The organism is Tenacibaculum finnmarkense (assembly GCF_900239185.1).
In the GTDB taxonomy this organism is placed as follows: Bacteria; Bacteroidota; Bacteroidia; order Flavobacteriales; family Flavobacteriaceae; genus Polaribacter; species Polaribacter finnmarkensis.
This window is the reverse complement of the sequence record NZ_OENA01000038.1, coordinates 119,837-145,119: the sequence shown is the minus strand read 5'-3', so window position 1 is coordinate 145,119 and position 25,283 is coordinate 119,837. Positions and strand designations below refer to the sequence as shown.

Genomic DNA, 25,283 nt, shown 5'->3' with positions numbered 1-25,283 from the left:
TTTACCACTCTTTTATTTGCTGGTCTTCTTTGAGGACGTCTTTTTGGTTGTCCTTCTGCTTGCTGATTTTCTACAGATAAATCACCTTCTCTTTTATTTGCTGGTCTTCTTTGAGGGCGTCTTTTTGGTTGCCCTTCCGCAGGCTTAGTTGCTTCTCTTTTATCTACCGGAGCTCTTTGAGGGCGTTTATTTGGTGGTGTTTTAACAGCTTGATTTGTTTCTCTTTTGTTTACAGGAGCTCTTGGAGGTCTTTTGTTTGGCTGGTTTTTAACAGGTAAATTACCTTCTTTTTTATTAGCAGCAGCTCTTGGAGGTCTTTTATTTGGCTGGTTTTTAACAGGTAAATTACCTTCTCTTTTATTAGCAGCAGCTCTTGGAGTTCTTTGAGGGCGTTTATTTGGTGGTGTTTTAGCCGTTAAATTCCCTTCTTTTTTTACCACTGGTTTTCTTGATTTTACCCTAGCATTATTGCGTGATTTCTTAGGAGCGTCAAAACGAGTTAAACTATCTTGCCCAACTACATTTTCAAAATCAACAATTGGCTGTACAGTAATTTCTAACTCATACTCATCTAACGGTAAAGCGAGTTCATTATTTTCATTCAAGGCAATAATTTCGTGAACCTGTTCTAATGACAATCTAAACCACTTAAAACTTTCTTCTTTATACGTGTACCAAACTATTTTTTTGAAGATATCCATTTTTACAAAAACAGCATCCCCTTTTTCGGTTTTTAGTATTTTATCTTGCTTAGGAAAACTTTGTAAAGCGTCTAAATAAGTATCTAATTCAAAATTTAAACAACACTTTAATTTACCACATTGCCCTGCTAATTTTAACGGGTTTAATGACAATTGCTGATATCTTGCCGCTGCGGTATTTACCTTTCTAAAATCGGTTAACCAAGTAGAACAACATAATTCTCTACCACATGAACCAACCCCTCCTAAACGAGCTGCTTCTTGACGCATACCCACTTGTTTCATTTCTACACGGATAGAAAAAGTACCTGCTAAATCTCTAATTAACTGACGAAAATCTACACGTTCATCGGCAGTATAATAAAACGTTGCTTTGGTACCATCTCCTTGATATTCTACATCAGAAAGTTTCATTTTTAGTGCTAAACGACTAATAATTTCCCGTCCTTTTCGTTGCGTTTCTTGCTCTCTATCTCTGGCTGTTTGCCAAATATCAATATCTTTTTGTGATGCTTTTCTATATATTTTTCTTACCTCTTCACTCTCTTGACTAACTTTTCGTTTTTTCATTTGAACTTTTACAAGTTCTCCTGCTAATGCGATAATACCAATATCATGACCAGACGATCCTTCAACGGCAACAATATCACCCATAGAAAGGGTTAATTTTTCGGTGTTTTTAAAAAAATGTTTACGTCCGTTTTTAAATCGAACTTCATAAATATTAAAAGGAGCTTCACCGGTAGGTAAAGTCATATTCGATAACCAGTCAAAAACGGCTAATTTATTGCCACTTCCACAGGTACCGCTAGCGCAATTTCCATTACTTTTACAACCACCTGGAACCCCGTCTTTGCTAGTTGAACAACTGTTACAACTCATAAAATTATATAGTTTAGAAGCATTTTTTAAATCTGAAATATTCAGTATCAAAAAATACTTTTTTATTATTGATTCTCCGTTAGATAAATTTTAAGTTTCTAACTTTTCTTAATCAGTAAAGATACATATTCTATCGAAAACGGAAAATTGATTTTTAGCATAAAAAATAGGAGATCAAAATATATAAATTTAAAAAGTACCTATGCTTAACTTGCTGTTAATTATAGGTACTTTTTAAATTTTAATACTAAAAATGTAATAAATGATATTTTAGGAAACTTTTTTATCAAATTAAAAACGGTATCCGAATGAAACACCTCCTCTACCAGAAAATTCAGGCGAATGATTGTCAAACCCCAAGTATCTTCCTCCTCCTAAAGAAGCTTCTACACTAAAACCATTTTTATTTACCCATTTCCAACCCAATCCCATCCCGAAAGAGACATCAAAAAAATCATGATAATATTCTTTATAGGTTGATGAGTAATTATTGTTATCATAAACAGGCTCATAATAATCTTCTGGGTTTTCTCCTGAAGCAAACTTTGCATACACTTCTGCAAAAAAACCTCTTGCTCCATAATCCTGTTTATTAAAAAAATACATTCTAAAAAAAGGTGTTACAGCAAATTTTTCGTAATAAAGGTCATCATCTTGAAAATTTAATAACAAAGAAACTCCATACCCCATATTCTGATTATCTACACGCTCATAACTAACGTCAAATGCTCTCATAAAAGCCAAGTCGAAAGCGTCTATTTTAAATTCATTTTTAGCTGGTGTAATTTTTTCTTCTGATGTTTGTGCAAAAGCGGTAAACGATACTGTTAATAAAAACAGGTATATAAATTTTTTCATGCTTATTTTAATTTATTTTAAACAAATATAAGTAAATAACAGTGTGTTCTACAAACAAAACAAATAACTATTAATCAATAATTTACAACATATAAAACCCTCCATTTTTATATAAAAATGGAGGGTTTTTGTAATCTTATTTTTTCAACTTAAATAAAGCTAAAAAGTATGATTATTTAATCAGTTTTTTTATTTGCGTTTGCCCAATTATCTTTTAATCCAACTGTTTTGTTGAATACTAAATTTTCTGAAGTCGAATCATCATCAACATTAAAATATCCTAAACGTTGAAATTGAAATTGCTCACCAATTTTAGCAGTTTGCAAACTTGGTTCTACAAAAGCAGTAATTTTTTCTAAAGAATTAGGATTTACAAATTCCATAAAATCTTTATCTTTATGTGAATCTGGTGCTTCATCAGAAAATAATCTATCGTACACTCTAACCTCCGCTTTTACGGCATGTTTTATAGAAACCCAATGTAACGTTCCTTTTACTTTTCGCTTGCTTTCTTCAGTATCACTTCCTGATTTTGTTAACGGATCATAGGTACAGTGAATTACGGTAATTTTGCCGTTTTCATCTTTTTCACAACTTGTTGCCGTTATAAAATACGCATTTTTTAAACGCACTTCTTTTCCTATTTTTAATCGGAAGAATTTTCTATTCGCTTCTTCTCTAAAATCTTCTCTTTCGATATAAATTTCTCTTGAAAAAGGAACAATTCTTGTACCTGAATTTTCATCCTCAGGATTGTTTTCAGCAATAAGAATTTCTTCTCTACCTTCAGGATAATTATCAATAATTACTTTTACAGGATCTAAAACCCCCATAACTCTGTTGGCTTTTTTGTTTAAATCTTCACGAACTTTAAACTCCAATAAAGAAACATCAATGACATTTTCTCTTTTAGAAACTCCCACAGTTTCTATGAAATTACGGATTGAAGCTGGCGTATATCCACGTCTTCTTAATCCAGAAATTGTAGGCATTCTTGGGTCATCCCATCCGTTTACAATGCCATTTTCTACCAAAGTTAATAACTTACGCTTACTCATAATAGTATAGCTTAAGTTTAAACGAGAAAACTCACGTTGTTTTGGTGGGTTTGGAAATTCTGACTTACTGTATTCATATACATTATCACGGAACCAATTGTATAAATCTCTATGAGGTTTGAATTCTAAAGAACATAATGAGTGCGATATTTGCTCTAAATAATCACTTTCTCCGTGTGTCCAATCGTACATCGGGTAAATAACCCAATCATTTGCTGTACGGTGATGTGCTTTTTTCAAAACACGATACATTAACGGATCACGCAATAACATATTTGGCGATTCCATGTCAATTTTTGCACGTAAAACATGTGTTCCTTCATCAAATTCACCCGCTTTCATTCGGCTAAATAAATCTAAATTTTCATCCGCAGTTCTACTTCTATAAGGACTATTCGTTCCTACTTGAGTTGGCGTTCCTTTTTGAGCACGCATTTCTTCAGAAGATTGACTATCAACATACGCTTTTCCGTCTTTTATCAATAAAACAGCCCAGTCGTATAATTGTTGAAAATAATCAGATGAATACAATTCGTTTTCCCATTGATACCCTAACCAAGTAACATCTTTTTTAATAGCATCTACATATTCTTGCTCTTCTTTAGCAGGGTTTGTATCGTCAAAACGCAAGTTTACAGGAGCATTGTATTTTTGCCCTAAACCGAAACTAATTCCGATAGCCTTTGTATGTCCGATATGTAAATATCCATTAGGTTCTGGAGGAAAACGAAAACGTAAGTTTTCTTTTGGCATTCCGTTTGCCAAATCCTCTTCAATAATTTGTTCTAAAAAATTAAGCGATTTCTTTTCTTCTGACATCTTCTGTTGAAATTGAAGTACAAAATTACGCAAAAATTGTGGAAGGGATTTCTATATAAAAAAAAAGCCTATCATTTAATTTAAATATTTTTATCCACCTGTAAAAATCACATTTAAAACAGTTCGTTTAACAGTTCACTTTATAAAAAAGGCATAAAAAAACTCGCAACACACAAGTCTACGAGTTCAGTATTTAACACACGGGGGGATATGTTTTAAAAACAACAACACTGCAAATATAAAACTGTTTTTAGCCTTAAAACGTAAGTATATGTTAACAAATTATATTGTTTGTGTTACTTGTTTTTAAACCCTATTTTATATGATTCGAATTTACCAAACACTTATTATTTTCCCACTTTCCTTTTAATGATTTTTCAGAAATAGGGGTATTATTACAGGTTAAAAAATTTCCGTTGGCATCTTTTTTAATAATTTTTAATCTCCCTGCTTTAACCGCGTTTATCACTTTATAAATTAATGCTTTCTTAGGTGTTATAACGCCTTTTTTAGTAAGCGATAATCCAATATTATTATTAAATAAATCCATCGTTGTTGCTATTTTATCAGGAATAACACCGTCTTCTAGTTTTCGTTTTTTATAAGTTTGATAATTTTCTCTTTCGTGTGCTTTTCCTAAAGAACGAGCGGCATTTTTTCCTATTTCTTGACGCAAACTAGCCATCCAAAAGGCATGACGAAAGGCATCAACTTGCCCGCCTGAACCATCGCCATCTAATACTGGCGATTTTTTAATAGAATCGGCAACTCTGTACGCTTTTTTAGAAATCTGTTGTGCTTTTTTAGCTTTAAATGGATGAAAAATAATCCATATTTTTTTTGCAGAAGATAATTTTTTAAATTTTTTCCAGTTAGATTGTGAAAAAGACAAGCAACTGGTAAATAGTAAAATAAGTAGTACATTTTTTTTAATCATAACATTTTATTTTTAGCAATAATTTTATTTTTTTTAGTTTTCAAGCAAAAAAACAAGGGGTTTTAGCCCCTTGTAATTCTTGTACAATTTTCTTGATAATTTTTAAGCTTTATTTTCAGAATAGTCTTTTAAATAAAATTATTATTTATTCATAATACTTTCAATTTCATCAGCATCAATAGGAATGTTACGCATTAAATTAAATGGTGTACCATTTTGTTGAATTACCACATCGTCTTCTAAACGAATACCAAAACCTTCTTCAGGAATATAAATTCCAGGCTCAACGGTAAATACCATATTTGCTTGCATTGGCTGATGTAACAATCCGTAATCGTGGGTATCTAAGCCCATGTGATGCGAAGTTCCGTGCATAAAATATTTTTTATATGCAGGCCAGTTTGGGTCTTCGTTTTGAACATCAGCCTTGTCGATTAATTTTAAATCTAACAATTCTGAAGTCATTATTTTACCCACTTCTTTATGATAATCAGCCCAAATAGTTCCAGGGACTAATAATTTGGTAGCTTCATTTTTTACATGGTTTACCGCATTATACACTGCTTTTTGACGTTCAGAAAAACGACCAGAAACAGGCACGGTTCTAGTCATATCGGAAGCGTAATTGGCATATTGCGCACCAACATCCATCAAAATTAAATCGCCCGCTTTACATTGTTGATTATTTTCAATATAATGCAATACGTTGGCATTATTTCCTGAAGCTATAATTGGTGTGTAGGCAAATCTTTTAGAACGGTTTCTGATAAATTCATGAATATATTCAGCTTCAATTTCATATTCCCAAACCCCAGGTTTGATAAAATCTAAGACACGTCTGAATCCTTTTTCGGTAATATCGCAGGCTTTTTGAATTAAAGCTAATTCAATAGGATTTTTTAAAGAGCGTAAATGTTGTAAAATAGGATTACTTTTAGCTACAGAATGTGCAGGATATTTTGCTAATAACCATTTTGTAAAACGCGCTTCACGAGTTTCTGTTTCTACCGATGCACGATAATGTTCGTTGGTGTTTATATACACGTTTTCGGCAAGTGCCATCATTTCGGCAAGTACTTTTTCTAAATCTTGTAACCAATAAACGCTTTTGATTCCGCTTGTTACTAGGGCTTTTTCTTTGGTTAATTTTGCACCTTCCCAAACAGCAATATGTTCGTTTGTTTCACGTAAAAATAATACTTCACGTAAATGTTCTTTTGGGCAATTAGGAAATAAAAGTAAAACACTTTCTTCTTGGTCAACACCACTTAAAAAGAAAATATCACGATGTTGTTCAAAAGGAAGCGCACTATCGGCACTTACTGGATATACATCGTTTGAATTAAAAACAGCAATACTATTTGGCTTCATTTTTGCCATAAAATTTTTGCGGTTTTCTATAAATAAGCTACTGTCTATTGGGTCGTATTTCATAATGCTAACAATTAAAATTCTTGTTCAAAAGTAGCTAAAAGATAGGATTAAAGTTATTGTAGTATGGTGTTTTTTTATGATTTTTAACTTTTTTTAACAAGCTGTAAGTTGTTTTGTTCTATCGCTTGAAAATAGTTGAAATTCCTAGCCCCGATTGAAGCTTTGTTTGAGCTCTTTTTTTGATTTTTCTTCAAAAAAAAGCGAGTGCGGAAAGCGGGAAATAGCTTCTAATAATTTTAATAAAAAATGTTGTAAGTGATATAAAAATAGAAAACCTCCAAAATTTGATAATCAAACTTTGGAGGTTTTAGTATTCTATAAGAAATTAAAAAAATTATCTTCTTGTATTTCTTTTTGATGAACCTTCAGAATTACTAGAAGAACCACCTCTAGAAGAACTTCCCGAATTGTTGCTTCTTGAATTATTGCTAGGACGCTGTCTTTTTGGTTTTGCAGCAGTACTACCACCTCTATGACTAGCGCCTACGCCTTTTTTCTTAGGTGTAGAACCCTTCTTTTGTGTTGCAGCTCTTTTAGCACCGGCAGTATCTCTAGGTTCGTACCCAGGAATAATTTCGGTTTTTAATTTCTGCTTTAATATTTTTTCTATTTCCTTTTGATACTCCGTTTCTTCACTACAAACTAATGAAAGCGCTTCACCTTTTGCACCTGCTCTACCTGTTCTACCAATTCTATGTACATAATCTTCTGGTACATTTGGTAATTCGAAGTTGATAACGTGTGGCAATAAAGGAATATCAATTCCACGGGCTGCAATATCAGTAGCTACTAAAACTCTGTTGGTATTATTCTTGAAATTTGCCAATGCTTTTGTACGAGCTCCTTGACTTTTATTTCCATGAATTGCCGCTGCTGAAATTCCTGATTTTATTAATTTTTCAGTTAATTTATTCGCACCGTGTTTAGTTCTTGTAAAAATTAAAACCTGACTCCAGTTACCTTCTTGAATTAAGTTGATAACCACTTCAGTTTTTTTACCTTTATCTACCGCATATACTTTTTGAGAAACTTTCTCTGCCGTTGAATTTTCAGGTTCTGCTTCTACTGAAACAGGATTTCTTAAAATTCCTGAAGCTAATCTTTTAATTTCTGTTGAAAATGTTGCAGAAAACATCAAGTTTTGACGTTTTGCAGGCATAAAACTAATGATTTTGTTAATATCTCTAACAAAACCCATGTCTAACATTCTATCAGCTTCATCTAAAATAAGTACTTCTATTCTGTTAAATGATACTGCTTTTTGATCGTGTAAATCTAACAATCTACCAGGAGTGGCAACTAAAATATCGACTCCTTGACGTAATGTTTTTATTTGACTGGCAGCTTTTACACCTCCAAAAACTACGGCAGATCTGATGTCTAAATACTTACTATATTCTCTTACATTGTCATGAACCTGGGCAGCAAGCTCTCTTGTTGGTGTAAGTACTAATGCTCTTACAGGTCTGTATTTAGGGTGTTTAGAGTCTGCTAAACGTTGTAAAACTGGTAATGTAAAACCTGCTGTTTTTCCTGTTCCTGTTTGTGCTGAAGCTAATACATCTTTCCCTTCTAAAATAGGTGGTATTGCTTTTGCTTGAATTGGTGATGGGGTATCGTATCCTTTTTCGTCGATGGCTTTTAATAAAGCATCGGATAATCCTAAAGATTTAAATGTCATATATGTTTTTTTAGAAATACTCTAAAATAAGCACCTCTATGAAGCTGCAAAGATACTGCTATTTATTTATAGGTGTGTTTTTAATAATTTTAGTAATATTTCGGCTTCTTTTTGATAAATTATTAAGCATTTCCGAAGTGAAATAAGGCATCACCCATATTTACAATCGGGAAATTATTTTTGGCGATAATATAGCCATCCGCAGAAGCTTTTACAGCAAAATTTGTTGCTCCGTAAGTATCCATAATATGCCCTAAAACTTGTCCTTTTAAAACAAAAGCACCATTTTTTACTGTCGGATTAAATAACCCAGCAACTTTAGCACGAATCCACATTCTTTTTTTACTGATGATAACGCTTGTGTTTTTAGGAATTTCAATATTTTCAGAAATCATCTTAAAATGTTTTAACACTCGAAGCGTTCCGTTTATTCCTTCTTGAATTGCATGTTCATCTAAACGCAATGCCTCACCTCCTTCATACACAATTACAGGAATATTATTTTTATAACATTGATTTCTAAACGATTTAGGAATCTGTTTTGAACCAAATAATAAAGGAGCATTAAATAGTTTCGCTAATTGAAAAGCATCTTCATCATCAGGCGTATATCGTATTTGCGGAAAATTACTTCTTTGTGCGCCTCCTGTATGAAAATCGATGGCAAAATCAACATTTTTAGTAATTTCTTGCATTAAATAATACGCCATTCTACTCGCTAAAGAGCCTTTTTTACTTCCTGGAAAACTTCTGTTTACATCTTTTCCATGCATATTTCGAGACAGACTCAAAAAGCCAAAAACATTTAATAAAGGCACTACAATAACGCAACCTCGCTGAATTTTATAGTTTTTATCAATCAGCATTCTACGAACCAATTCAACACTATTTACCTCGTCGCCATGCAAACCACCTTGTAATAAAATAGTAGGTCCTGCTTGTGATCCATTAAAAACATATACGGGAATTTCGATAAGCGTACCCGTTGGCAGTCTATCAATAGGAATTTTAATAAGTTCTGATTTTCCGAGTCCAATTTTATGCCCTCGAATTTCTACAACGTCATTTTTAAAGTTTTGTGTAAACATCGTCTTCTAAAAATTTAATAATCATTTTGGCAATATTCTGATTTGTATAATTTTCGATTCCTTGCAAGCCAGGGGCGGTATTTACTTCAATTAATAAAGCACCTCTTTTAGAACGAATTAAATCAACTCCTGCAACGGGTAAGTTTAAATATTGGCTTGCTTTTATGGCTATTTCTTTTTCTTCTTCGGATAAAGAAATTTTAAATCCGCTTCCTCCTTGATGAATATTAGAACGGAAATCACCTGCAGCACCTTTTCTTTTCATTGCTGAAACAACCTTGTTATTAACCACAAAAGCACGGATATCTTCACTATTACTCTCGGCGATAAATTCTTGTAACAAAATATTGGCATTAGTAGCGTACATCGTATCAATAATTGATTTTGCTGATTGATTACTTTCTGCCAAAATAACACCTGAACCATGTGTGCCTTCTTGTAATTTGATAATAATGGGTGCGCCGCCTAATAAATTAATTTGTTCATCAATAGTATCGGGGTTTACAGAAAATATAGTATTGGGAATCGCAATATTGTTCTGATTCATAATTTGCAAAGTACGCACCTTATTTTGAGCTTGTAAAATACCCATTGAAGTTACTGTACTATAAACACCACTTAGTTCAAACTGTTTGACTATAGCAGCGCCATGACGTGTAGCAGAAGCGCCAATTCGAGGGATAATTACATCAGGAATATCAATAATATTTTCGCCGTTATAGTGTATTTCGACTTTGCCATTTGCAAGTTTTACCGTACATTTTAAATGATTAATAATACGCACATTATGCCCACGACGGGTAGCTTCTTTATATATTCTTTGGGTAGAATAAATTTGATCGCTTACAGAAAGAATAAAAATTGTCATAAATACATAAATATTGATTGGTGGTTCAGTTAAAACAAATTTACTGTTTTTTTTGAGTGAAAAACAGCTATATTTTTAAGTAAAGTAAAAAACGTATTTTTGTACTAATTTTTTCAAAAAATATACTTTAAAATATACTTAAAAAAATATTATGGGAATTATACGTGTTAACAACATTCGATTATTTACCAACCACGGATGTTTAGAAGAAGAAGCAAAAATTGGCTCAGAATACCGAGTTGATATTGAAGTAACAGCTAATTTGCAAAAATCATCAGCAACAGATAAACTTGCCGACACAGTAGATTATGTACATTTAAATCATATTGTAAAGCAAGAAATGGCAATTCGTTCGGAATTATTAGAACATGTTGCACAGCGTATTTTAAACAGAATTTTTGATGAAATACAACTTGTTGATAAAGCCGAAGTTAGCGTAGCAAAAATTAATCCGCCAATTGGAGGAAATGTAGCCGAAGTAGTTATTGTTTTAAAGGATGTTCGCACTAATTAACACAAAACATTTTTAAGATGTTGACAGAATGTTAATAACATTTTTATAAAAATTTCCATAAAAAAAGGAATGTTTTAAAAAAAAAATGTAAATTTGCAGTCTTAAATATTAAAAAGGTGTCTTGGCCGAGTGGCTAGGCAATGGTTTGCAAAACCATGTACAGCGGTTCGAATCCGCTAGACACCTCCACAAAACCTTATAAATCTTTTGATTTATAAGGTTTTTTTTATTTCTTAAGAATTACTTCATATAAAATTGTTGTTTCAAAAAAATAAAAAAAGTATTTTTACAAAAAATTGCCCTCCCCAGATAAAAACAATTAAATTTTAAATTTTATGAAAAAAATGTCTTTGCTGTGGATGGTTTTATTAACAATCTCACACGCCTTTGTTTCTTGCAAATCAGAAGAAAAAAAAGAAGTAAAACTAACTAGTAAAATTGCTGAAAAATCGGCAAAAAAAGAAAAAAGGAAAACGGCTAGTTTTAATTACAAACCAACCAAACCAATTAACGGAACTTTAAAAGGAGTGGTAGAATTAGGTGCCTCTGGTTTTAATTCATTTATTGTTGCTATTGATAAAAACAACAACTGGGAGATGAAAAGTAAAGAATTTGGTAATAGTTTAATTGCCGAAGGAATTACCAATACCGAAGAAGTTAATAAAAAATTAAAGAAATATATACAACGAATTATAGAGTTTGGTGTAAAGCCTAGCAACATACATTTTGTAGTGAGTTCAGGGGCTAACAAACAAGATATTACCAAACTAATAAAACAAGAACTTAAAAGAATAGGCTACGTTGTAAATGTAGTAACACCTGAGCAAGAAGGTCAATATGCCTTAGATGCTGTTATTCCTAAAAGGTATGAAAAAACAGCTTATTTAGTAGATATAGGCTCAGGAAACACAAAAATATCGTATTTAGATTCCGATAAAATGATCGGTAAAGAAACCTATGGCGCTAAGTATTTTCAGCAAGGAGTCGCTGATACAATTGTATATAAAGCGGTGCATAAAGTTGCAGAAAAAATTCCTTCTAACAGAGCTTCTCAATGTTTTATAATAGGAGGTGTTCCGTATCAATTAGCAAAATCTTTACGCAAAGGAAATGAACGTTACACGGTTTTAAATAAAGACACTAATTTTTATCAAAAAGTAATTAAAAGAAGGGATGAAAAAATAAAATCTGGTTTAAATATTTTTAAAGCCATAAATGATGTTACTAAAGTTCATTCCGTAATTTTTGACTGGGATGCAAATTTCACCATTGGTTTTTTATTAGCAACTAACGGTAAAAAATAAGGTGTTTTTATAAAAAATAGCTAAAAGACGCACTAATTAGTGCGTCTTTTTTGTTTTCATTAACAAAAAGTTTCGTTAAATTTCTGCATCTTTGTAGCTATGCAAATTTTTTCAATAGAAACTGGTAATTTTAAATTAGATGGCGGCGCTATGTTTGGCGTAGTTCCTAAAACTATTTGGCAAAAAACAAACCCTGCAGACGCTAATAACTTAATTTCGTTAAGTATGCGCTGTATGCTTATTAAAGATGGCGACAGGTTAACTTTAATTGATACTGGCGTTGGAAACAAACAATCCGATAAATTCTTCGGATACTATTACCTTTTTGGCGATTTTTCATTAGATACTTCCTTAGCAAAACACGGTTTTCACAGAGATGATATTACCGATGTTTTTTTAACACATTTACATTTTGACCATTGTGGCGGAGTAATTCAATGGAATAACGATAAAACAGGCTATATGCCCGCTTTTAAAAATGCCAAAGTATGGAGTAATCAAGAGCATTGGCAATGGGCAACCGTACCTAATGCACGTGAAAAAGCATCTTTTTTAAAAGAAAACATACAACCAATTCAACAAAACGGGCAGTTAAATTTTATTGACAAACAGCCTGAAAATTTTCAAAGCCAACTAGGTTTTGATGTTTTATTTATGGATGGGCATACCGAAAAACAAATGCTTCCTAAAATTCAATACCAAGGAAAAACAGTTGTTTTTATGGCCGATTTATTACCAACAGCAGGGCACATTCCCTTGCCTTATGTAATGGGCTACGATACCCGACCTTTGCTTAGTATAGCAGAAAAAAGAATATTTTTAAACGAAGCAGCAGATAAAAATTTTTATTTGTTTTTAGAACACGATGCGCATAACGAATTAATTACCGTTAAGCATACCGAAAAAGGAGTTCGTTTAAACGAGAGTTATAAATTTACAGATATATTTAATTAAGATAGAAATTATGAGAGTTTTAAGACCAATGTTTTATTCGGCAGTAGCAATTTCAATATTAACAGCCTGTTCATCGGTAAGTAAAGTTGCAGTGCCTACAGGAAGCAATAATATTGTTAATATTTCAGCAAAAAAAGCAGCATTAACTGCCTATGAAAAAGACAATTGGCTACATTTAGATTTAGCAACAGACAGCATTCCTGGAATGAGTGTAAACAAAGCGTACGATTTCTTAAAAGGAAAGAAAAATGTAACTGTTATTGTTGGAGTTGTTGATTCTGGAAGTGATTTAAAACATGAAGATTTAGCTTCTGTAGCTTGGGTAAACACCAACGAAATTGCAGGAAATGGAATCGATGATGATAAAAACGGTTATATTGATGATATTAACGGATGGAACTTTTTAGGTGAATCTTATAAAGAACACTTAGAGTACGAACGTATTTTAATGAATCCATCTTTAGTAGATGCAACTACTTTAGCTGAGGTAAAAAAACAACATGCCGAAAAAATAGCTGGTGCAAAAAAATCAAAAGTTCGTTCTGCTGAATTTGTAAAAATGTCTGTTGAATCAGAAAAAGCGTTAACCAAATACTTTGGAAAATCAACCTATACAAAGCAAGAAATTGCAGCAATCAATTCTTCGGATGAAAGTTTAAACCGTGCAAAAGGTTTTGCAGCACGTATGTTAAGTTATTTTACCGACTTAAAAGAAACTAAAGAATACTTTGAAAAAGGAATAAAGAACGCAGATAAAACCATTGCTGAAGATAATTTAAAGGCTGATTACCGTAAAGTTGTAGGTGATAATCCTTACGATATTAACGACAAACCTGGTTATGGTAATGCCAATACTGGTCATTCTGAAAAGAAAGAATCGCACGGAACACACGTTACCGGTATTATTGGAGCTGCTCGTAATAACAATATTGGAACCAATGGAGTTGCTGATAATGTAAAAATGATGGCTGTTCGTTCGGTATCAGACGGAGATGAGTATGATAAAGATGTTGCTTTAGGAATTCGTTACGCTGTTGATAACGGAGCAAAAGTTATTAACACAAGTTTTGGAAAAGATTTTTCTCCAAATAAAGAATGGGTTTACGATGCCTTAAAATACGCCGCTAAAAAAGATGTATTAATTGTAAATGCCGCAGGAAATTCAGGAAAAAACATCGATGTTGAAAAAACATTCCCAAATGATGCACCTGATTTAATTAACGAAGTTTCTGATAATGTATTAACATTAGGAGCAATGAGTTCTAATTATAACAAAGAATTACCTGCAAGTTTTTCTAACTACGGTAAAAAGAATGTAGATGTTTTTGCTCCTGGAGTACAAATAAATTCAACATATCCTGACAATACTTATAAGAAAATTAGTGGAACTTCAATGGCATCGCCTGCTGCTGCTGGTGTTGCTGCATTAGTTCGTTCTTATTATCCTGAATTATCAGCTAGCCAAGTAAAACATATTTTAATGAACTCTGGAACTAAAATTGATTTATTAGTTACCAAACCAGGTTCTAAAACTAGCCAAAATCCTCAAGGAGATTTAGTTCCTTTTGCTGATTTATCAGTTTCTGGACGTGTTGTAAACGCTTACAATGCTGTTAAAATGGCTGACAGAATGGTGAACGGAAAAAAATAATTAATAAAATATAAATAACAAAAAGAGCATTGATTTTTAAAGTTTTAATGCTCTTTTTTGTGTTATTAAAACAACCTATGCAGTTAGCGTTTAATAAAGAAACACAGCAGATAACCATTAAAGATGACGTTCCTTCAAATTCGTGGCTCATCATTATTTTAATGCTGGTAAATGTACTTAATATGAGTGTTCAATTATTTTATATTTCTTTTGATAAAAATGAAATGCTCTTTATTTTTATGGCATTACTTGGCTTCGGATCGCTTGTTGCAGTGCTTTTTTATCTCCTTAAAAAATCTTGGAAAAAAACGTATAAACTTACTGAAATTGAAGGATTAGAAATCAAAGAAAATTCAGGAATAGAACGTATTGCTTTAAAGTTAAAAAATGGCAAAACAAGAAGTTTTTCAAAATTGAAAAATCAAACCGAGTTAAAAAGCTTAAAAAAGACCCTAACAGCAATAGGTATTAAATCAATTTAATATGAAAAAAATAATCTTAGGACTTTCATTATTGTCGATGATTTCTTGTGCCTCTACAAGCTCAACAACAAATAATGAAGTAAAAAAATCTATTAAAAACAACATCGCTAAAACAGCAAATACGCCTGTAAGTCAAAATTATTGGCAACAACATGTTGCTTATAATATGGATATTGATATGGATGTAAAAACCTTTCAATATAAAGGAATTCAGCAATTAGTGTACACTAATAATTCGCCCGATAAGTTAAATAAGGTGTTTTATCATTTGTATTTTAATGCCTTTCAGCCAAATTCTCAAATGGATGTGCGTTCACAAAATATTAAAGATCCTGATAAAAGAGTCGGAAATAGAATTAGTAAATTATCGCCTACAGAAATTGGATACATCAAAGTAAACTCTTTAAAACAAAACGGAACAATAGTAAAACATCAAACTGTTGGAACTATTTTAGAGGTTACTTTAAACAAGGAAATTTTACCTGGTGAAAGCGTAACTTTTGATATGATTTTTGATGCACAAGTACCTGCACAAATCCGTCGTTCAGGAAGAAATAGTGAAGAAGGTGTGGCATTATCAATGGCGCAATGGTACCCTAAAATGGCTGAATATGATTTCGAAGGATGGCACACACCTCCGTATTTAGGACGTGAATTTCACGGTGTTTGGGGTGATTTTAATGTAACACTTCATATCGATAAAGATTATACGGTTGGAGGAACTGGATATCTTCAAAATCCGCAGGAAGTTGGGCATGGATATGAAAGTAAAAAATCAGCTTTAAAAATTCCATCAACTCAAAAATTAACTTGGAAATTTACCGCACCAAATGTGCACGATTTTACTTGGGCAGCCGATCCTAACTACACCCACGATATCTATACCATGAAAAATGGTATCGATTTGCATTTTTTATATAAAAATGATTTACCTAGTCATTTTAGAAAAAACTGGAAAAAATTACAGCCTAAAACGGCGGAATTAATGACGTATTTCAGCAAGCATATTGGGCAATATCCTTACAAACAATATTCAGTTATTCAAGGTGGTGATGGTGGAATGGAGTACGCAATGAGTACTTTAATTACAGGAAAACGTAAATGGGGAAGCTTATTTGGCGTTACAGCGCATGAATTAGCACATACTTGGTTTCAGTTTTTATTAGCATCTAATGAAACGAAACATTCTTGGATGGATGAAGGTTTTACGACCTATATTTCAAATAAAGCAGAAAATGTTATCTCTGGTAAAAATGATGAAAACCCACATACTGGTTCTTACAGATATTACAATTATGTAGTAAAAAATAAGTTAGAAGAATCGCTATCGACACATGCCGATCGTTTTCATACAAATATGGCGTACGGAATGGGAAGTTATTCGAAAGGAAATATTTTCTTAACGCATTTAGAATATATCATCGGAAAAGAAAATACGGCAAAGACTTTAAAGAAATATTTTACTGATTTTTCTTTTAAACATCCTGCACCAAACGATATTAAAAGAACGGCTGAAAAAGTTTCAGAAATTCATTTAGATTGGTTTTTAAACGAATGGACACAAACCACACATACGATTGATTATGGTGTAAAATCGGTAAAAGGAAAAGAAATTACCTTAGAGAGAATTGGTAAAATGCCAATGCCTATTGATGTTTTGGTTGTTTATACTGATGGATCAAAAGAATCTTTTAACATTCCTTTACGTATGATGCGTGGCGAAAAGCCAACAACAGCAACCGTTATTGAAGATTGGACTTTTGCACATCCAACCTATAGTTTTACTGCGTCTAAAATAGTAAAATCAGTAGAAATTAATCCTTCAAAATTAATGGCGGATATTAATGTAGATAATGACAGCTTTAGCGTAAAATAACCGCATAAAAGTATTTTAAAATCAATAAAAACTAAAAACGACGCTGAAATAGCGTCGTTTTTTATTAAAAAACAATTACACTCTTATTCTCTTTTTCTATTATTCTTTTACTCTTTTACTCTCTTGCTCCTTTATTCTTTTTTCGGCTACTTCTTCTAATTCGTCATACCAGTTTTGCCCAAATTTTCTAACTAAGGCTTGTTTTACAAACTTATAAACAGGCACTTGTAATTCTTTTCCTAAAGAACAAGCGTCATCACAAATATCCCATTTATCATAATTTACTGCCGAAAATTCACTGTATTGCTTAATTCGAACAGGGTATAAATGACAAGAAACAGGTTTTTTCCAAGTTACAATTCCTTGGTTATACGCTTCTTCAATAGCACATAAAGCAGTATTTTTATCATCAAAAATAACATACGCACAATCGGCACCGTTGATTAAAGGCGTTTCTGCTTCGCCAAAATCACCAGTAACCCACGTACCTTGTTTTTCAATTGCATCAATTCCTTCTTGGCGAAGAAATGGTTTAATTTGAGGATAAATATCTTCTAAAATCTTGGTTTCTTCATCTTCTAATGGCGCACCAGCATCTCCATCAATACAACAAGCACCTTTACACGAAGCAATATTACAAACAAAGTCAGTATCTATAATACTTTCGGATACCAGCGTTTTTCCTAATTGGAACATAAAAATAGTTTAAGTTGGAAGTTAACAATAACTTCACATAAAATTTAGCTGCAAAAATACTAGATTGTAACATTACTTTATATAATTTTGCGCCTGAAAAACAAAATATTATGAATTTTAACTTCAAAGAAATTTTAACTGCCTTTATGGTACTGTTTGCGGTAATTGATATTATTGGAAATATCCCTATTATTATTGACCTGCGTAAAAAAGTAGGGCATATACAATCAGAAAAAGCATCCGTTATTGCTGGTTTTATAATGATTTTATTTTTATTTGTTGGTAAACAATTATTGGGCTTAATTGGTGTTGATGTACATTCTTTTGCTGTTGCAGGGGCATTTATTTTATTTTTTATCGCCTTAGAAATGATTTTAGGAATTACCTTATATAAAGATGATGAAGACGAAGAAACTTTAACAGCGACTGTTTTTCCGCTTGCATTTCCATTAATTGCAGGGCCAGGAAGTTTAACAACTCTTTTATCTTTACGTGCCGAATTTCATATATCAAATATAATTATTGCTGTTTTATTAAACGTATTGGTTATCTATGTTGTATTGAAAACATCTCCAAAAATTGAAAAATTTATAGGAAACAACGGAATTAAAATTATTAGAAAGGTTTTTGGAGTAATTTTATTAGCAATTGCTGTTCGATTATTTGCCGAAAACATTAAAGTATTATTAGCATAAATGATTTTTGACGTATTAGTTATTGGAGGAGGCGTTTCGGGTATGCAGTGTGCATTGGTTTTAGGATCAGCACATAAAAAAGCCTACGCAAAAGATAAAAAAATAGGAATTTTACTACATCAAAAAGCATCTCATTTACAAGATGCTTTATTTAATAACGTATTAGGATTGCCTGAAGGAAAATTAGGTAAAGATATTTTAATTGAAGGAAAAGCGCAGTTAAAAGCGCAATATCCTAACGTAATTCAAATTGAAAACGAAAAGGTATTGGCTGTTTTAGATGATGAAAACGGATATAAAATTAGTACAAATAAACAAGAATACCTCAGCAAAAAAGTGGTCATCGCTTTAAATTATTCAAAACCTTTTGAAATAGCAGGTTTAGAGCAGTATGTTGAACGACATATCAGGGCAAATGTGATGAAAGATCGCATACAGCTTCGTAATTTTAATCATTTAATAAAACAAGGATTATATGTTTGCGGAACCTTAGCGGGTTGGCGCAGTCAGTTTGCAATTGCAGCTGGTAGCGGCGCTAGTGTAGCTACTGATATTTTAACAGTTTGGAATGATCATACGCCCACAAAAGTACACGATAAAATTATTTAACAACAACCATTAACAATTATTAACAACGATTAACATGATGATGAAAAGAGTATTATTATTAGGGTTTGCAACCTTATTTCTTATAAACTGTGGCGGAAACACAGAAGATATTATAAAACCAGAACCAATACCTGTTCAGGCGGATAAAATAGTAGCAAAAGACGATGCTTTTAAAGCTATTGAAAACACCGTTATTGAATTACCAAGTTTTTTATCGAATGATGAATATTCATCTAGAGGTAGTATTACTGTTACTTTTGATGCAAAAACAACAAACAACGGAAGCATAGAAAGAGAACGTGAACTTTACACCTATACTCCTGCTAAAAACTTTTCAGGAACAGATACTTTTACCTACACAATTTGTAGCAAAGATACCCCTGATATTTGTGAAACAGCAACTGTAAGCATTAGCGTTTCTGACAAAGGAACTCCCCAGGCTGTCGATGATATTTATAATACAGGAATTAATTCAGCGCTTATAATTAGTAGTTACCTTGATAACGATGTGCTAATTGATGGTGCTAAAATTGAATCAATAAATACAGAGGCTTCAAATGCAACAGTCGTTTTAAATGCCGATGGAACAATTAGCTATACTCCTTTAGCTGACTTTTTAGGGAAAGATACCTTTACCTACACTATTTGTGATAACGACCCTACAAATTCGTGTGCTACCGCAACAATTACGGTACATGTTATAAAGGCAATTGCTTTTAATATTCCTGCGGAATTAGCAGCTTATTATAGCGGTGTTTCTTTTGTAAACGATACGCAAAGTAATTATGAAGCGCTGAAAGATTTATTAAAAAGATCGCATTCAAACATCTTAAAATATACCGACAGACATAAATATTTATACAATGCGGATGAAGATTTAAACAACACAGCCAATGTAGTATTAATGTACACTGGTGAAAGTAGAGACAGAAGAGAATATACTTCTGGTTCTAATGCTCATCAAACACAAACCTACAATACAGAGCATATATATCCACAATCAAAACTTGCTTCTGCAAATCATGCGATATCAAGAACCGATTTACACCATTTAAGATCGTGTGATGATAAAGTAAACACTAGAAGATCAAACCTTCCATTTATTGACGGAAGTGGTGTTGCTAAGAAAGATAATAATGCTTGGTATCCTGGTGATCAGTGGAAAGGAGATGTTGCCAGAATGGTTTTTTACCTAAACGCTAGATATGGCGAAACTTTTGATAAAGTTGGTTCGAAAGAATTATTCTTAAAATGGAACAAAGAAGATCCTGTTTCTGATTTCGAAAAACAACGAAATAACACTATTGCAAAAGTACAAGGAAATAGAAATCCTTTTATTGACAACCCATATTTAGTTACCCTAACTTGGGGTGGAGCTAGTGCTAGCAATACTTGGAAGTAAGTATCTGAAAATTTTAAAAAAGCCTATTGATTTAAAATCAATAGGCTTTTTTTTAGCTTAAAAATAAAGCTATTTAGAAATTATTTTACAATTCTTTAGCATCTAATTTTGCAAAAACACTGATGACTGTTTGAATAGCCTCTAAAGTAAATTGTTGATTTATTTTATCATAAGTATCTGTAGCTTTATGATAATCTTTATGGTCAGGAACTCCAAAATATATAAACGGAATTTCCTTTTTATAAAATGCTGCGTGATCGCTTGAATTTGTCCAATTTTCTAAGCTATCTAAACCTTCATGCCCTATAAGTAATTCAACTTCTCCAACTTTATTTAATGATGTTATTGTTTGTTTTAACACAGGAGTATAACGTGTTCCTACAGCATATAATTCTTTAGTGTCACTTCTCGAAATCATATCGAAATTTAAGTTCAATACTATTTTATCTAAAGAAATTACAGGGTTTTTTACATAATGATATGCCCCTTTTAAGCCAAGTTCTTCACCATCAAAAGCAGCTAGTATAACGTTGTGTTTCGGTGGATTTTTTTTGAAATATTCTGCAAATCCTAGTAATGCTGCAACCCCTGAAGCGTTGTCATCAGCACCATTAAATATTTTACCGTTAATAACACCTAAATGATCGTAATGCCCCGACAAAACGATGTATTTATCGGTGTTTGCTGTTCCTTTAATAAGCCCTAAAACATTAATTCCTTTATAGGTTTTTGTTCCGTTAGTAAAAGAAAAAGCTTGTTCAAAATTTTCAGTAAGCGGGGTTACATTTAAACTTTTAAAACGTTCTTTTATGTAATTTTTAGCTTTTGTAGCCCCTAGAGTTCCTGTTTTTCTACCTTCAAAATCATCCGAAGATAAAACCTTAATATCATTTAAAATTACTTCGGATGTAAACCCGTATGTAGGAATTTCTGTAGTTGGAATTGTTGGAGGTGTTGTTACTACAACAGGAACTGTTGGCGTATTTTCTTCTATTTCTGATTTACAAGAAGTAACCGCAACCACTAAAATAGCGATGCTTAAAAAATGTGATGTTTTCATAATTGTTTAGATAAATTCGTTCGTAAATTATTGGTAAAATTAAACAAAAAAATCCCGAGTATAAACTCGGGATTTTCAATCTATATCTAAAAAGAATCTATCCTTTTAAACTTGCTTTCATAAATTCGGTATTCATACGTGCGATGTTTTCTAATGAAATCCCTTTAGGACATTCCACCTCACAAGCACCAGTATTTGTACAGTTTCCAAAACCTTCCGCATCCATTTGAGCTACCATGTTTAATACACGATCAGTAGCTTCAACCTGCCCTTGTGGTAATAAAGCAAATTGACTTACTTTAGCCCCAACAAATAACATTGCCGATGAATTTTTACAAGTTGCAACACAAGCACCACATCCAATACAAGTTGCTGCATCCATTGCGTCATCAGCATCTTTTTTAGGAATAGGAATTGAATTCGCATCTTGGGTATTTCCTGAAGTATTTACAGAAATATATCCACCTGCTTGTTGAATACGCTCAAAAGCCATTCTATCAACGACTAAATCTTTAATTACAGGAAAAGCCGCTGCTCTAAATGGCTCGATTGTAATAGTATCGCCATCTTTAAACATACGCATGTGTAACTGACAAGTCGTTACTCCTCTGTCAGGACCATGAGCTTCACCGTTAATATACATAGAACACATACCGCAAATTCCTTCACGACAATCATGGTCAAATGCAATAGGCTCATCACCTTTATTGATTATTTGTTCGTTAAGTACGTCCATCATTTCTAAGAAAGACATATGCTCAGAAATCTCGGTTACTTGGTAATCGACCATCTTTCCCTTATCACTTGCGTTTTTTTGACGCCAAACTTTAAGTGTTAAATTCATAATATCTTCTTATTTGTATGAACGTTGTTTTAATTCAATATCGTTAAACTCTAATTCTTCTTTGTGTAAAACTGCAGCAGAAGGTTCTCCTTTGTATTCCCAAGCAGCAACATAAGCGTAATCTTTATCATTACGTTTTGCTTCTCCTTTTTGAGGACCATCAATTTCTGCAGATTCTTCTCTAAAGTGACCACCACATGATTCTTTTCTATCTAAAGCATCTTTGGCGAATAATTCTCCTAATTCAAGGAAATCAGCCACACGACCAGCTTTCTCTAATTCAGGATTCATTTCGTTTGCATCACCAGGAACTGTTACGTTTTTCCAGAAATCTTCACGCAATGCTTTAATTTCAACCATTGCTGATTTTAAATCTTTTTCATTACGAGCCATTCCACATTTTTCCCACATTATTTTTCCTAACTTCTTGTGGTAATAATCTACAGAATGTGTTCCTTTATTGTTGATAAAAAAGTTTACACGCTCGGTAACTTCTTTTTCAGCAGCTACAAATTCTGGTGTTTCTGTTGAAATTTTTCCTGTACGAATATCTTTCGATAAATAATCTCCAATAGTATACGGTAATACGAAATAACCATCGGCTAAACCTTGCATTAATGCAGAAGCTCCTAAACGGTTTGCACCATGGTCAGAGAAATTTGCTTCTCCAATACAGTACAGCCCATCAACAGTTGTCATTAAGTTATAATCAACCCAAACACCACCCATTGTATAGTGTGTTGCAGGATAAATCATCATTGGTGTTTCGTACGGGTTTTCATCAACAATTTTCTCATACATTTGGAATAAGTTACCATACTTTGCTTCTATGATAGCTTTTCCTAATTCGTATATTTTTGCTTCTGAAGGATTTGTTACATGCTGTAATTTTGCTTGTTCTTTTCCGTAACGAGCAATTGCCGATTTAAAATCTAAATACACTGCTTCACCAGTTGCATTTACTCCGTAACCAGCATCACAACGTTCTTTTGCTGCTCTTGAAGCAACATCACGAGGTACTAAGTTACCAAAGGCAGGGTATCTTCTTTCTAAATAATAATCTCTTTCTTCTTCTGATAATTGAGTTGGTTTTTTACGACCTTCTCTAATTGCCATTACATCTTCCATGTTTTTAGGAACCCAAATACGACCGTCATTACGTAATGATTCTGACATCAACGTTAATTTCGATTGATAATCACCTGAACGAGGAATACAAGTAGGGTGAATTTGTGTATAACAAGGATTTGCAAAAAATGCTCCTTTTTTATGGATTTTCCAAGCTGCAGTAGCATTAGAACCCATCGCATTTGTTGATAAGAAATATACATTTCCGTAACCTCCTGTAGCAACAACTACGGCGTGTGCTGAATGACGTTCAATTTTACCTGTAATTAAATCACGGGCAATAATTCCACGGGCTTTTCCATCAACTTTAACAACGTCTAACATTTCATGACGATTGAACATTTCAATCTTACCACGAGCAATTTGACGGTTCATAGCCGAATATGCTCCTAATAATAATTGCTGTCCTGTTTGTCCTTTAGCGTAAAAAGTTCTAGAAACTAAAACTCCACCAAATGAACGGTTGTCTAACAAACCACCATAATCACGTGCAAAAGGAACTCCTTGTGCCACACACTGGTCAATAATATTTGCAGAAACTTCTGCCAAACGATATACGTTTGCTTCACGTGAACGGTAATCTCCACCTTTTACGGTATCGTAAAATAATCGGTAAAAAGAATCACCATCACCTTGATAATTTTTTGCTGCATTAATTCCTCCTTGTGCTGCAATTGAATGCGCTCTACGTGGAGAATCTTGATAAGCAAATGCTTTTACATTATAGCCTAATTCGGCTAAGGTTGCAGCAGCAGATCCACCAGCTAATCCTGTACCAACAACAATAACATCAATATTACGTTTGTTTGCAGGGTTTACTAAATCAATCTTATTTTTATAATCTGTCCATTTATCTTTAATTGGACCCTTTGGAGTTTTTGAATCTAAAGCCATACTAGTTTCGTATTAATGATTGAAGTGATGAAATAAAGCAACGATGATAAATCCAACAGGAATACCAATTGCATACACTTTACAAAATGTTTTCAATCCTTTAGTGTATTTGTTATTTGCTCCAACCGATTGGAATGCTGAAGAAAATCCGTGTAATAAGTGTAATGCTAAAAATACAAAAGCAATTACGTAAGCACCAACTCTAAGTGGGTTTACAAATTTTTCTTGCAATTCGTGGAAATAACGAGTTGGGTCTTCTGGCAACATAGCAATATACTTATGATTAATTTCTGGAAACCAAAAATCAATAAAGTGTAATACTACGAATGCTAAAATTGCCGCTCCAGACCAAATCATGTTTCTACTCATCCAAGTAGAATTTGCTGCTCCGTTATCTTTGGCATAACTTACTTTAGTTGCACTGTTGTTTTTTAATTCTAAGACGAAACCCATTACAAAATGAAAAACAACACCAAAAATTAAGACCGGCTGCATTACATACTGAATTAACGGGTTGGTTCCCATAAAATGAGATAACATGTTAAAAGTTGCTCCTTGGTCAGGAAAAATTGAGGTGATGTTTATTACAAAGTGTTGTAACAAGAAGAACATCAAGAAGAAAGCCGAAAGTGCCATGGCAAATTTTCTTCCAATAGAAGATTTTAATAATCCCATTATTTTGTTTGTTTATTTAAATAATATTCTAACAAATTTAAGGGGTATTAGCATCTTTTACAAGCTTTACGAATTCTTTTATTTAACATTTAGAATTAGTTTAAATAACGTTTTAAACTTTCTATTTTAAATTAAAAAAAACCGCATCAAAACACTATTAAAACAACTCTTAA

General features: G+C 32.7%; 21 protein-coding genes, 1 tRNA gene and 1 pseudogene. 10 read left to right on the top strand and 13 right to left on the bottom strand.

Going from position 1 to position 25,283, the window contains the following annotated elements; translation table 11 throughout:
* Positions 1-263: 263 nt before the first annotated feature.
* The 8 genes and pseudogenes from AQ1689_RS13430 to AQ1689_RS04455 all read right to left on the bottom strand — a co-directional run.
* Positions 264-1,583 (bottom strand): annotated as a pseudogene (locus AQ1689_RS13430) (PSP1 domain-containing protein); the annotation flags it as partial.
* A gap of 291 nt (positions 1,584-1,874) precedes the next feature.
* The gene (locus tag AQ1689_RS04485; RefSeq protein WP_101914045.1) at positions 1,875-2,441 is read right to left on the bottom strand and encodes a hypothetical protein; all 567 of its coding nucleotides are present in this window, start codon (positions 2,439-2,441) and stop codon (positions 1,875-1,877) included.
* A gap of 176 nt (positions 2,442-2,617) precedes the next feature.
* Positions 2,618-4,318, bottom strand: coding sequence for a glutamine--tRNA ligase/YqeY domain fusion protein (locus AQ1689_RS04480; RefSeq protein WP_101955310.1), 1,701 nt, complete (start codon positions 4,316-4,318; stop codon positions 2,618-2,620).
* Between the two features lie 313 nt (positions 4,319-4,631).
* A complete protein-coding gene (locus tag AQ1689_RS04475; protein WP_101914043.1) occupies positions 4,632-5,255 on the bottom strand; it encodes a DUF6973 domain-containing protein in 624 nt (207 codons plus the stop codon).
* Positions 5,256-5,396: 141 nt separating this feature from the next.
* Positions 5,397-6,689 carry an aminopeptidase P family protein gene (locus AQ1689_RS04470; protein ID WP_101914042.1) on the bottom strand — a complete coding sequence of 431 codons (1,293 nt, stop codon included), beginning with the start codon at positions 6,687-6,689 and terminating at the stop codon, positions 5,397-5,399.
* Between the two features lie 334 nt (positions 6,690-7,023).
* Positions 7,024-8,370 carry a DEAD/DEAH box helicase gene (locus AQ1689_RS04465; protein ID WP_101914041.1) on the bottom strand — a complete coding sequence of 449 codons (1,347 nt, stop codon included), beginning with the start codon at positions 8,368-8,370 and terminating at the stop codon, positions 7,024-7,026.
* A 122-nt stretch (positions 8,371-8,492) separates the two neighbouring features.
* Positions 8,493-9,458 (bottom strand): succinylglutamate desuccinylase/aspartoacylase family protein, encoded by a 966-nt coding sequence (locus tag AQ1689_RS04460; RefSeq protein WP_101955309.1) that lies wholly within the window; start codon positions 9,456-9,458, stop codon positions 8,493-8,495.
* Positions 9,439-10,326 carry a RimK family alpha-L-glutamate ligase gene (locus AQ1689_RS04455; RefSeq protein ID WP_101955308.1) on the bottom strand — a complete coding sequence of 296 codons (888 nt, stop codon included), beginning with the start codon at positions 10,324-10,326 and terminating at the stop codon, positions 9,439-9,441. Before AQ1689_RS04455 ends, AQ1689_RS04460 begins: the two co-directional genes overlap by 20 nt.
* Before the next feature lie 151 nt (positions 10,327-10,477).
* Between AQ1689_RS04455 and folB the strand changes: the two genes are divergently transcribed.
* From folB to AQ1689_RS04420, 7 genes are all read left to right on the top strand, one after another.
* Positions 10,478-10,840 carry a dihydroneopterin aldolase gene (gene folB, locus AQ1689_RS04450; protein ID WP_058886156.1) on the top strand — a complete coding sequence of 121 codons (363 nt, stop codon included), beginning with the start codon at positions 10,478-10,480 and terminating at the stop codon, positions 10,838-10,840.
* Between the two features lie 115 nt (positions 10,841-10,955).
* A tRNA-Cys gene (locus AQ1689_RS04445) sits at positions 10,956-11,029 on the top strand.
* Positions 11,030-11,175: 146 nt separating this feature from the next.
* Positions 11,176-12,144: a hypothetical protein gene (locus AQ1689_RS04440; protein WP_145993729.1), complete on the top strand. Its 969-nt coding sequence runs from the start codon at positions 11,176-11,178 to the stop codon at positions 12,142-12,144.
* Between the two features lie 99 nt (positions 12,145-12,243).
* Positions 12,244-13,098 (top strand): MBL fold metallo-hydrolase, encoded by an 855-nt coding sequence (locus AQ1689_RS04435; protein ID WP_101914035.1) that lies wholly within the window; start codon positions 12,244-12,246, stop codon positions 13,096-13,098.
* Positions 13,099-13,108: 10 nt separating this feature from the next.
* Positions 13,109-14,749, top strand: coding sequence for a S8 family serine peptidase (locus tag AQ1689_RS04430; protein WP_101914034.1), 1,641 nt, complete (start codon positions 13,109-13,111; stop codon positions 14,747-14,749).
* Positions 14,750-14,808: 59 nt separating this feature from the next.
* Positions 14,809-15,231, top strand: a complete 423-nt coding sequence (locus tag AQ1689_RS04425) for a hypothetical protein (protein ID WP_180947529.1) — start codon at positions 14,809-14,811, stop codon at positions 15,229-15,231.
* Position 15,232: 1 nt separating this feature from the next.
* The gene (locus tag AQ1689_RS04420) at positions 15,233-17,107 is read left to right on the top strand and encodes a M1 family metallopeptidase (RefSeq protein ID WP_101955306.1); all 1,875 of its coding nucleotides are present in this window, start codon (positions 15,233-15,235) and stop codon (positions 17,105-17,107) included.
* A 99-nt stretch (positions 17,108-17,206) separates the two neighbouring features.
* Here the strand turns inward: AQ1689_RS04420 and AQ1689_RS04415 are convergent, their stop codons facing one another.
* The gene (locus tag AQ1689_RS04415; RefSeq protein ID WP_101914031.1) at positions 17,207-17,803 is read right to left on the bottom strand and encodes a DUF3109 family protein; all 597 of its coding nucleotides are present in this window, start codon (positions 17,801-17,803) and stop codon (positions 17,207-17,209) included.
* Between the two features lie 110 nt (positions 17,804-17,913).
* On the opposite strand from AQ1689_RS04415, the gene AQ1689_RS04410 reads away from it, so the two are divergent.
* The 3 genes from AQ1689_RS04410 to AQ1689_RS13280 are packed head-to-tail and all read left to right on the top strand — an operon-like array spanning position 17,914 to position 20,509.
* Positions 17,914-18,498 carry a MarC family protein gene (locus AQ1689_RS04410; protein ID WP_101914030.1) on the top strand — a complete coding sequence of 195 codons (585 nt, stop codon included), beginning with the start codon at positions 17,914-17,916 and terminating at the stop codon, positions 18,496-18,498.
* Positions 18,499-19,107, top strand: coding sequence for a BaiN/RdsA family NAD(P)/FAD-dependent oxidoreductase (locus AQ1689_RS04405; protein WP_101914029.1), 609 nt, complete (start codon positions 18,499-18,501; stop codon positions 19,105-19,107).
* A 34-nt stretch (positions 19,108-19,141) separates the two neighbouring features.
* On the top strand, positions 19,142-20,509 hold the full coding sequence (locus AQ1689_RS13280) for an endonuclease (RefSeq protein WP_180947528.1): 1,368 nt from the start codon (positions 19,142-19,144) through the stop codon (positions 20,507-20,509).
* A gap of 85 nt (positions 20,510-20,594) precedes the next feature.
* Here AQ1689_RS13280 and AQ1689_RS04395 read toward each other — a convergent pair whose 3' ends face one another.
* The 4 genes from AQ1689_RS04395 to AQ1689_RS04380 form a co-directional block, all read right to left on the bottom strand.
* Positions 20,595-21,569 (bottom strand): M28 family peptidase, encoded by a 975-nt coding sequence (locus tag AQ1689_RS04395; RefSeq protein WP_101955304.1) that lies wholly within the window; start codon positions 21,567-21,569, stop codon positions 20,595-20,597.
* A 97-nt stretch (positions 21,570-21,666) separates the two neighbouring features.
* The gene (locus AQ1689_RS04390) at positions 21,667-22,413 is read right to left on the bottom strand and encodes a succinate dehydrogenase/fumarate reductase iron-sulfur subunit (protein ID WP_101914026.1); all 747 of its coding nucleotides are present in this window, start codon (positions 22,411-22,413) and stop codon (positions 21,667-21,669) included.
* Between the two features lie 9 nt (positions 22,414-22,422).
* The gene (locus AQ1689_RS04385; RefSeq protein ID WP_101955303.1) at positions 22,423-24,435 is read right to left on the bottom strand and encodes a fumarate reductase/succinate dehydrogenase flavoprotein subunit; all 2,013 of its coding nucleotides are present in this window, start codon (positions 24,433-24,435) and stop codon (positions 22,423-22,425) included.
* A gap of 12 nt (positions 24,436-24,447) precedes the next feature.
* Positions 24,448-25,113, bottom strand: coding sequence for a succinate dehydrogenase cytochrome b subunit (locus tag AQ1689_RS04380; RefSeq protein WP_101914024.1), 666 nt, complete (start codon positions 25,111-25,113; stop codon positions 24,448-24,450).
* Positions 25,114-25,283: the final 170 nt, after the last annotated feature.

Bases quoted from the DNA above. Each gene is read 5' to 3' on its own strand.
- AQ1689_RS04465 (WP_101914041.1), bottom strand. From the start codon at position 8,370: ATGACATTTAAATCTTTAGGATTATCCGATGCTTTATTAAAAGCCATC.
- AQ1689_RS04480 (WP_101955310.1), bottom strand. From the start codon at position 4,318: ATGTCAGAAGAAAAGAAATCGCTTAATTTTTTAGAACAAATTATTGAA.
- AQ1689_RS04440 (WP_145993729.1), top strand. From the start codon at position 11,176: ATGAAAAAAATGTCTTTGCTGTGGATGGTTTTATTAACAATCTCACAC.
- AQ1689_RS04410 (WP_101914030.1), top strand. From the start codon at position 17,914: ATGAATTTTAACTTCAAAGAAATTTTAACTGCCTTTATGGTACTGTTT.
- AQ1689_RS04435 (WP_101914035.1), top strand. From the start codon at position 12,244: ATGCAAATTTTTTCAATAGAAACTGGTAATTTTAAATTAGATGGCGGC.
- AQ1689_RS04475 (WP_101914043.1), bottom strand. From the start codon at position 5,255: ATGATTAAAAAAAATGTACTACTTATTTTACTATTTACCAGTTGCTTG.
- AQ1689_RS04395 (WP_101955304.1), bottom strand. From the start codon at position 21,569: ATGAAAACATCACATTTTTTAAGCATCGCTATTTTAGTGGTTGCGGTT.
- AQ1689_RS04455 (WP_101955308.1), bottom strand. From the start codon at position 10,326: ATGACAATTTTTATTCTTTCTGTAAGCGATCAAATTTATTCTACCCAA.
- AQ1689_RS04415 (WP_101914031.1), bottom strand. From the start codon at position 17,803: ATGTTCCAATTAGGAAAAACGCTGGTATCCGAAAGTATTATAGATACT.
- folB (WP_058886156.1), top strand. From the start codon at position 10,478: ATGGGAATTATACGTGTTAACAACATTCGATTATTTACCAACCACGGA.
- AQ1689_RS13280 (WP_180947528.1), top strand. From the start codon at position 19,142: ATGATGATGAAAAGAGTATTATTATTAGGGTTTGCAACCTTATTTCTT.
- AQ1689_RS04385 (WP_101955303.1), bottom strand. From the start codon at position 24,435: ATGGCTTTAGATTCAAAAACTCCAAAGGGTCCAATTAAAGATAAATGG.
- AQ1689_RS04420 (WP_101955306.1), top strand. From the start codon at position 15,233: ATGAAAAAAATAATCTTAGGACTTTCATTATTGTCGATGATTTCTTGT.
- AQ1689_RS04405 (WP_101914029.1), top strand. From the start codon at position 18,499: ATGATTTTTGACGTATTAGTTATTGGAGGAGGCGTTTCGGGTATGCAG.
- AQ1689_RS04430 (WP_101914034.1), top strand. From the start codon at position 13,109: ATGAGAGTTTTAAGACCAATGTTTTATTCGGCAGTAGCAATTTCAATA.
- AQ1689_RS04390 (WP_101914026.1), bottom strand. From the start codon at position 22,413: ATGAATTTAACACTTAAAGTTTGGCGTCAAAAAAACGCAAGTGATAAG.
- AQ1689_RS04485 (WP_101914045.1), bottom strand. From the start codon at position 2,441: ATGAAAAAATTTATATACCTGTTTTTATTAACAGTATCGTTTACCGCT.
- AQ1689_RS04460 (WP_101955309.1), bottom strand. From the start codon at position 9,458: ATGTTTACACAAAACTTTAAAAATGACGTTGTAGAAATTCGAGGGCAT.
- AQ1689_RS04470 (WP_101914042.1), bottom strand. From the start codon at position 6,689: ATGAAATACGACCCAATAGACAGTAGCTTATTTATAGAAAACCGCAAA.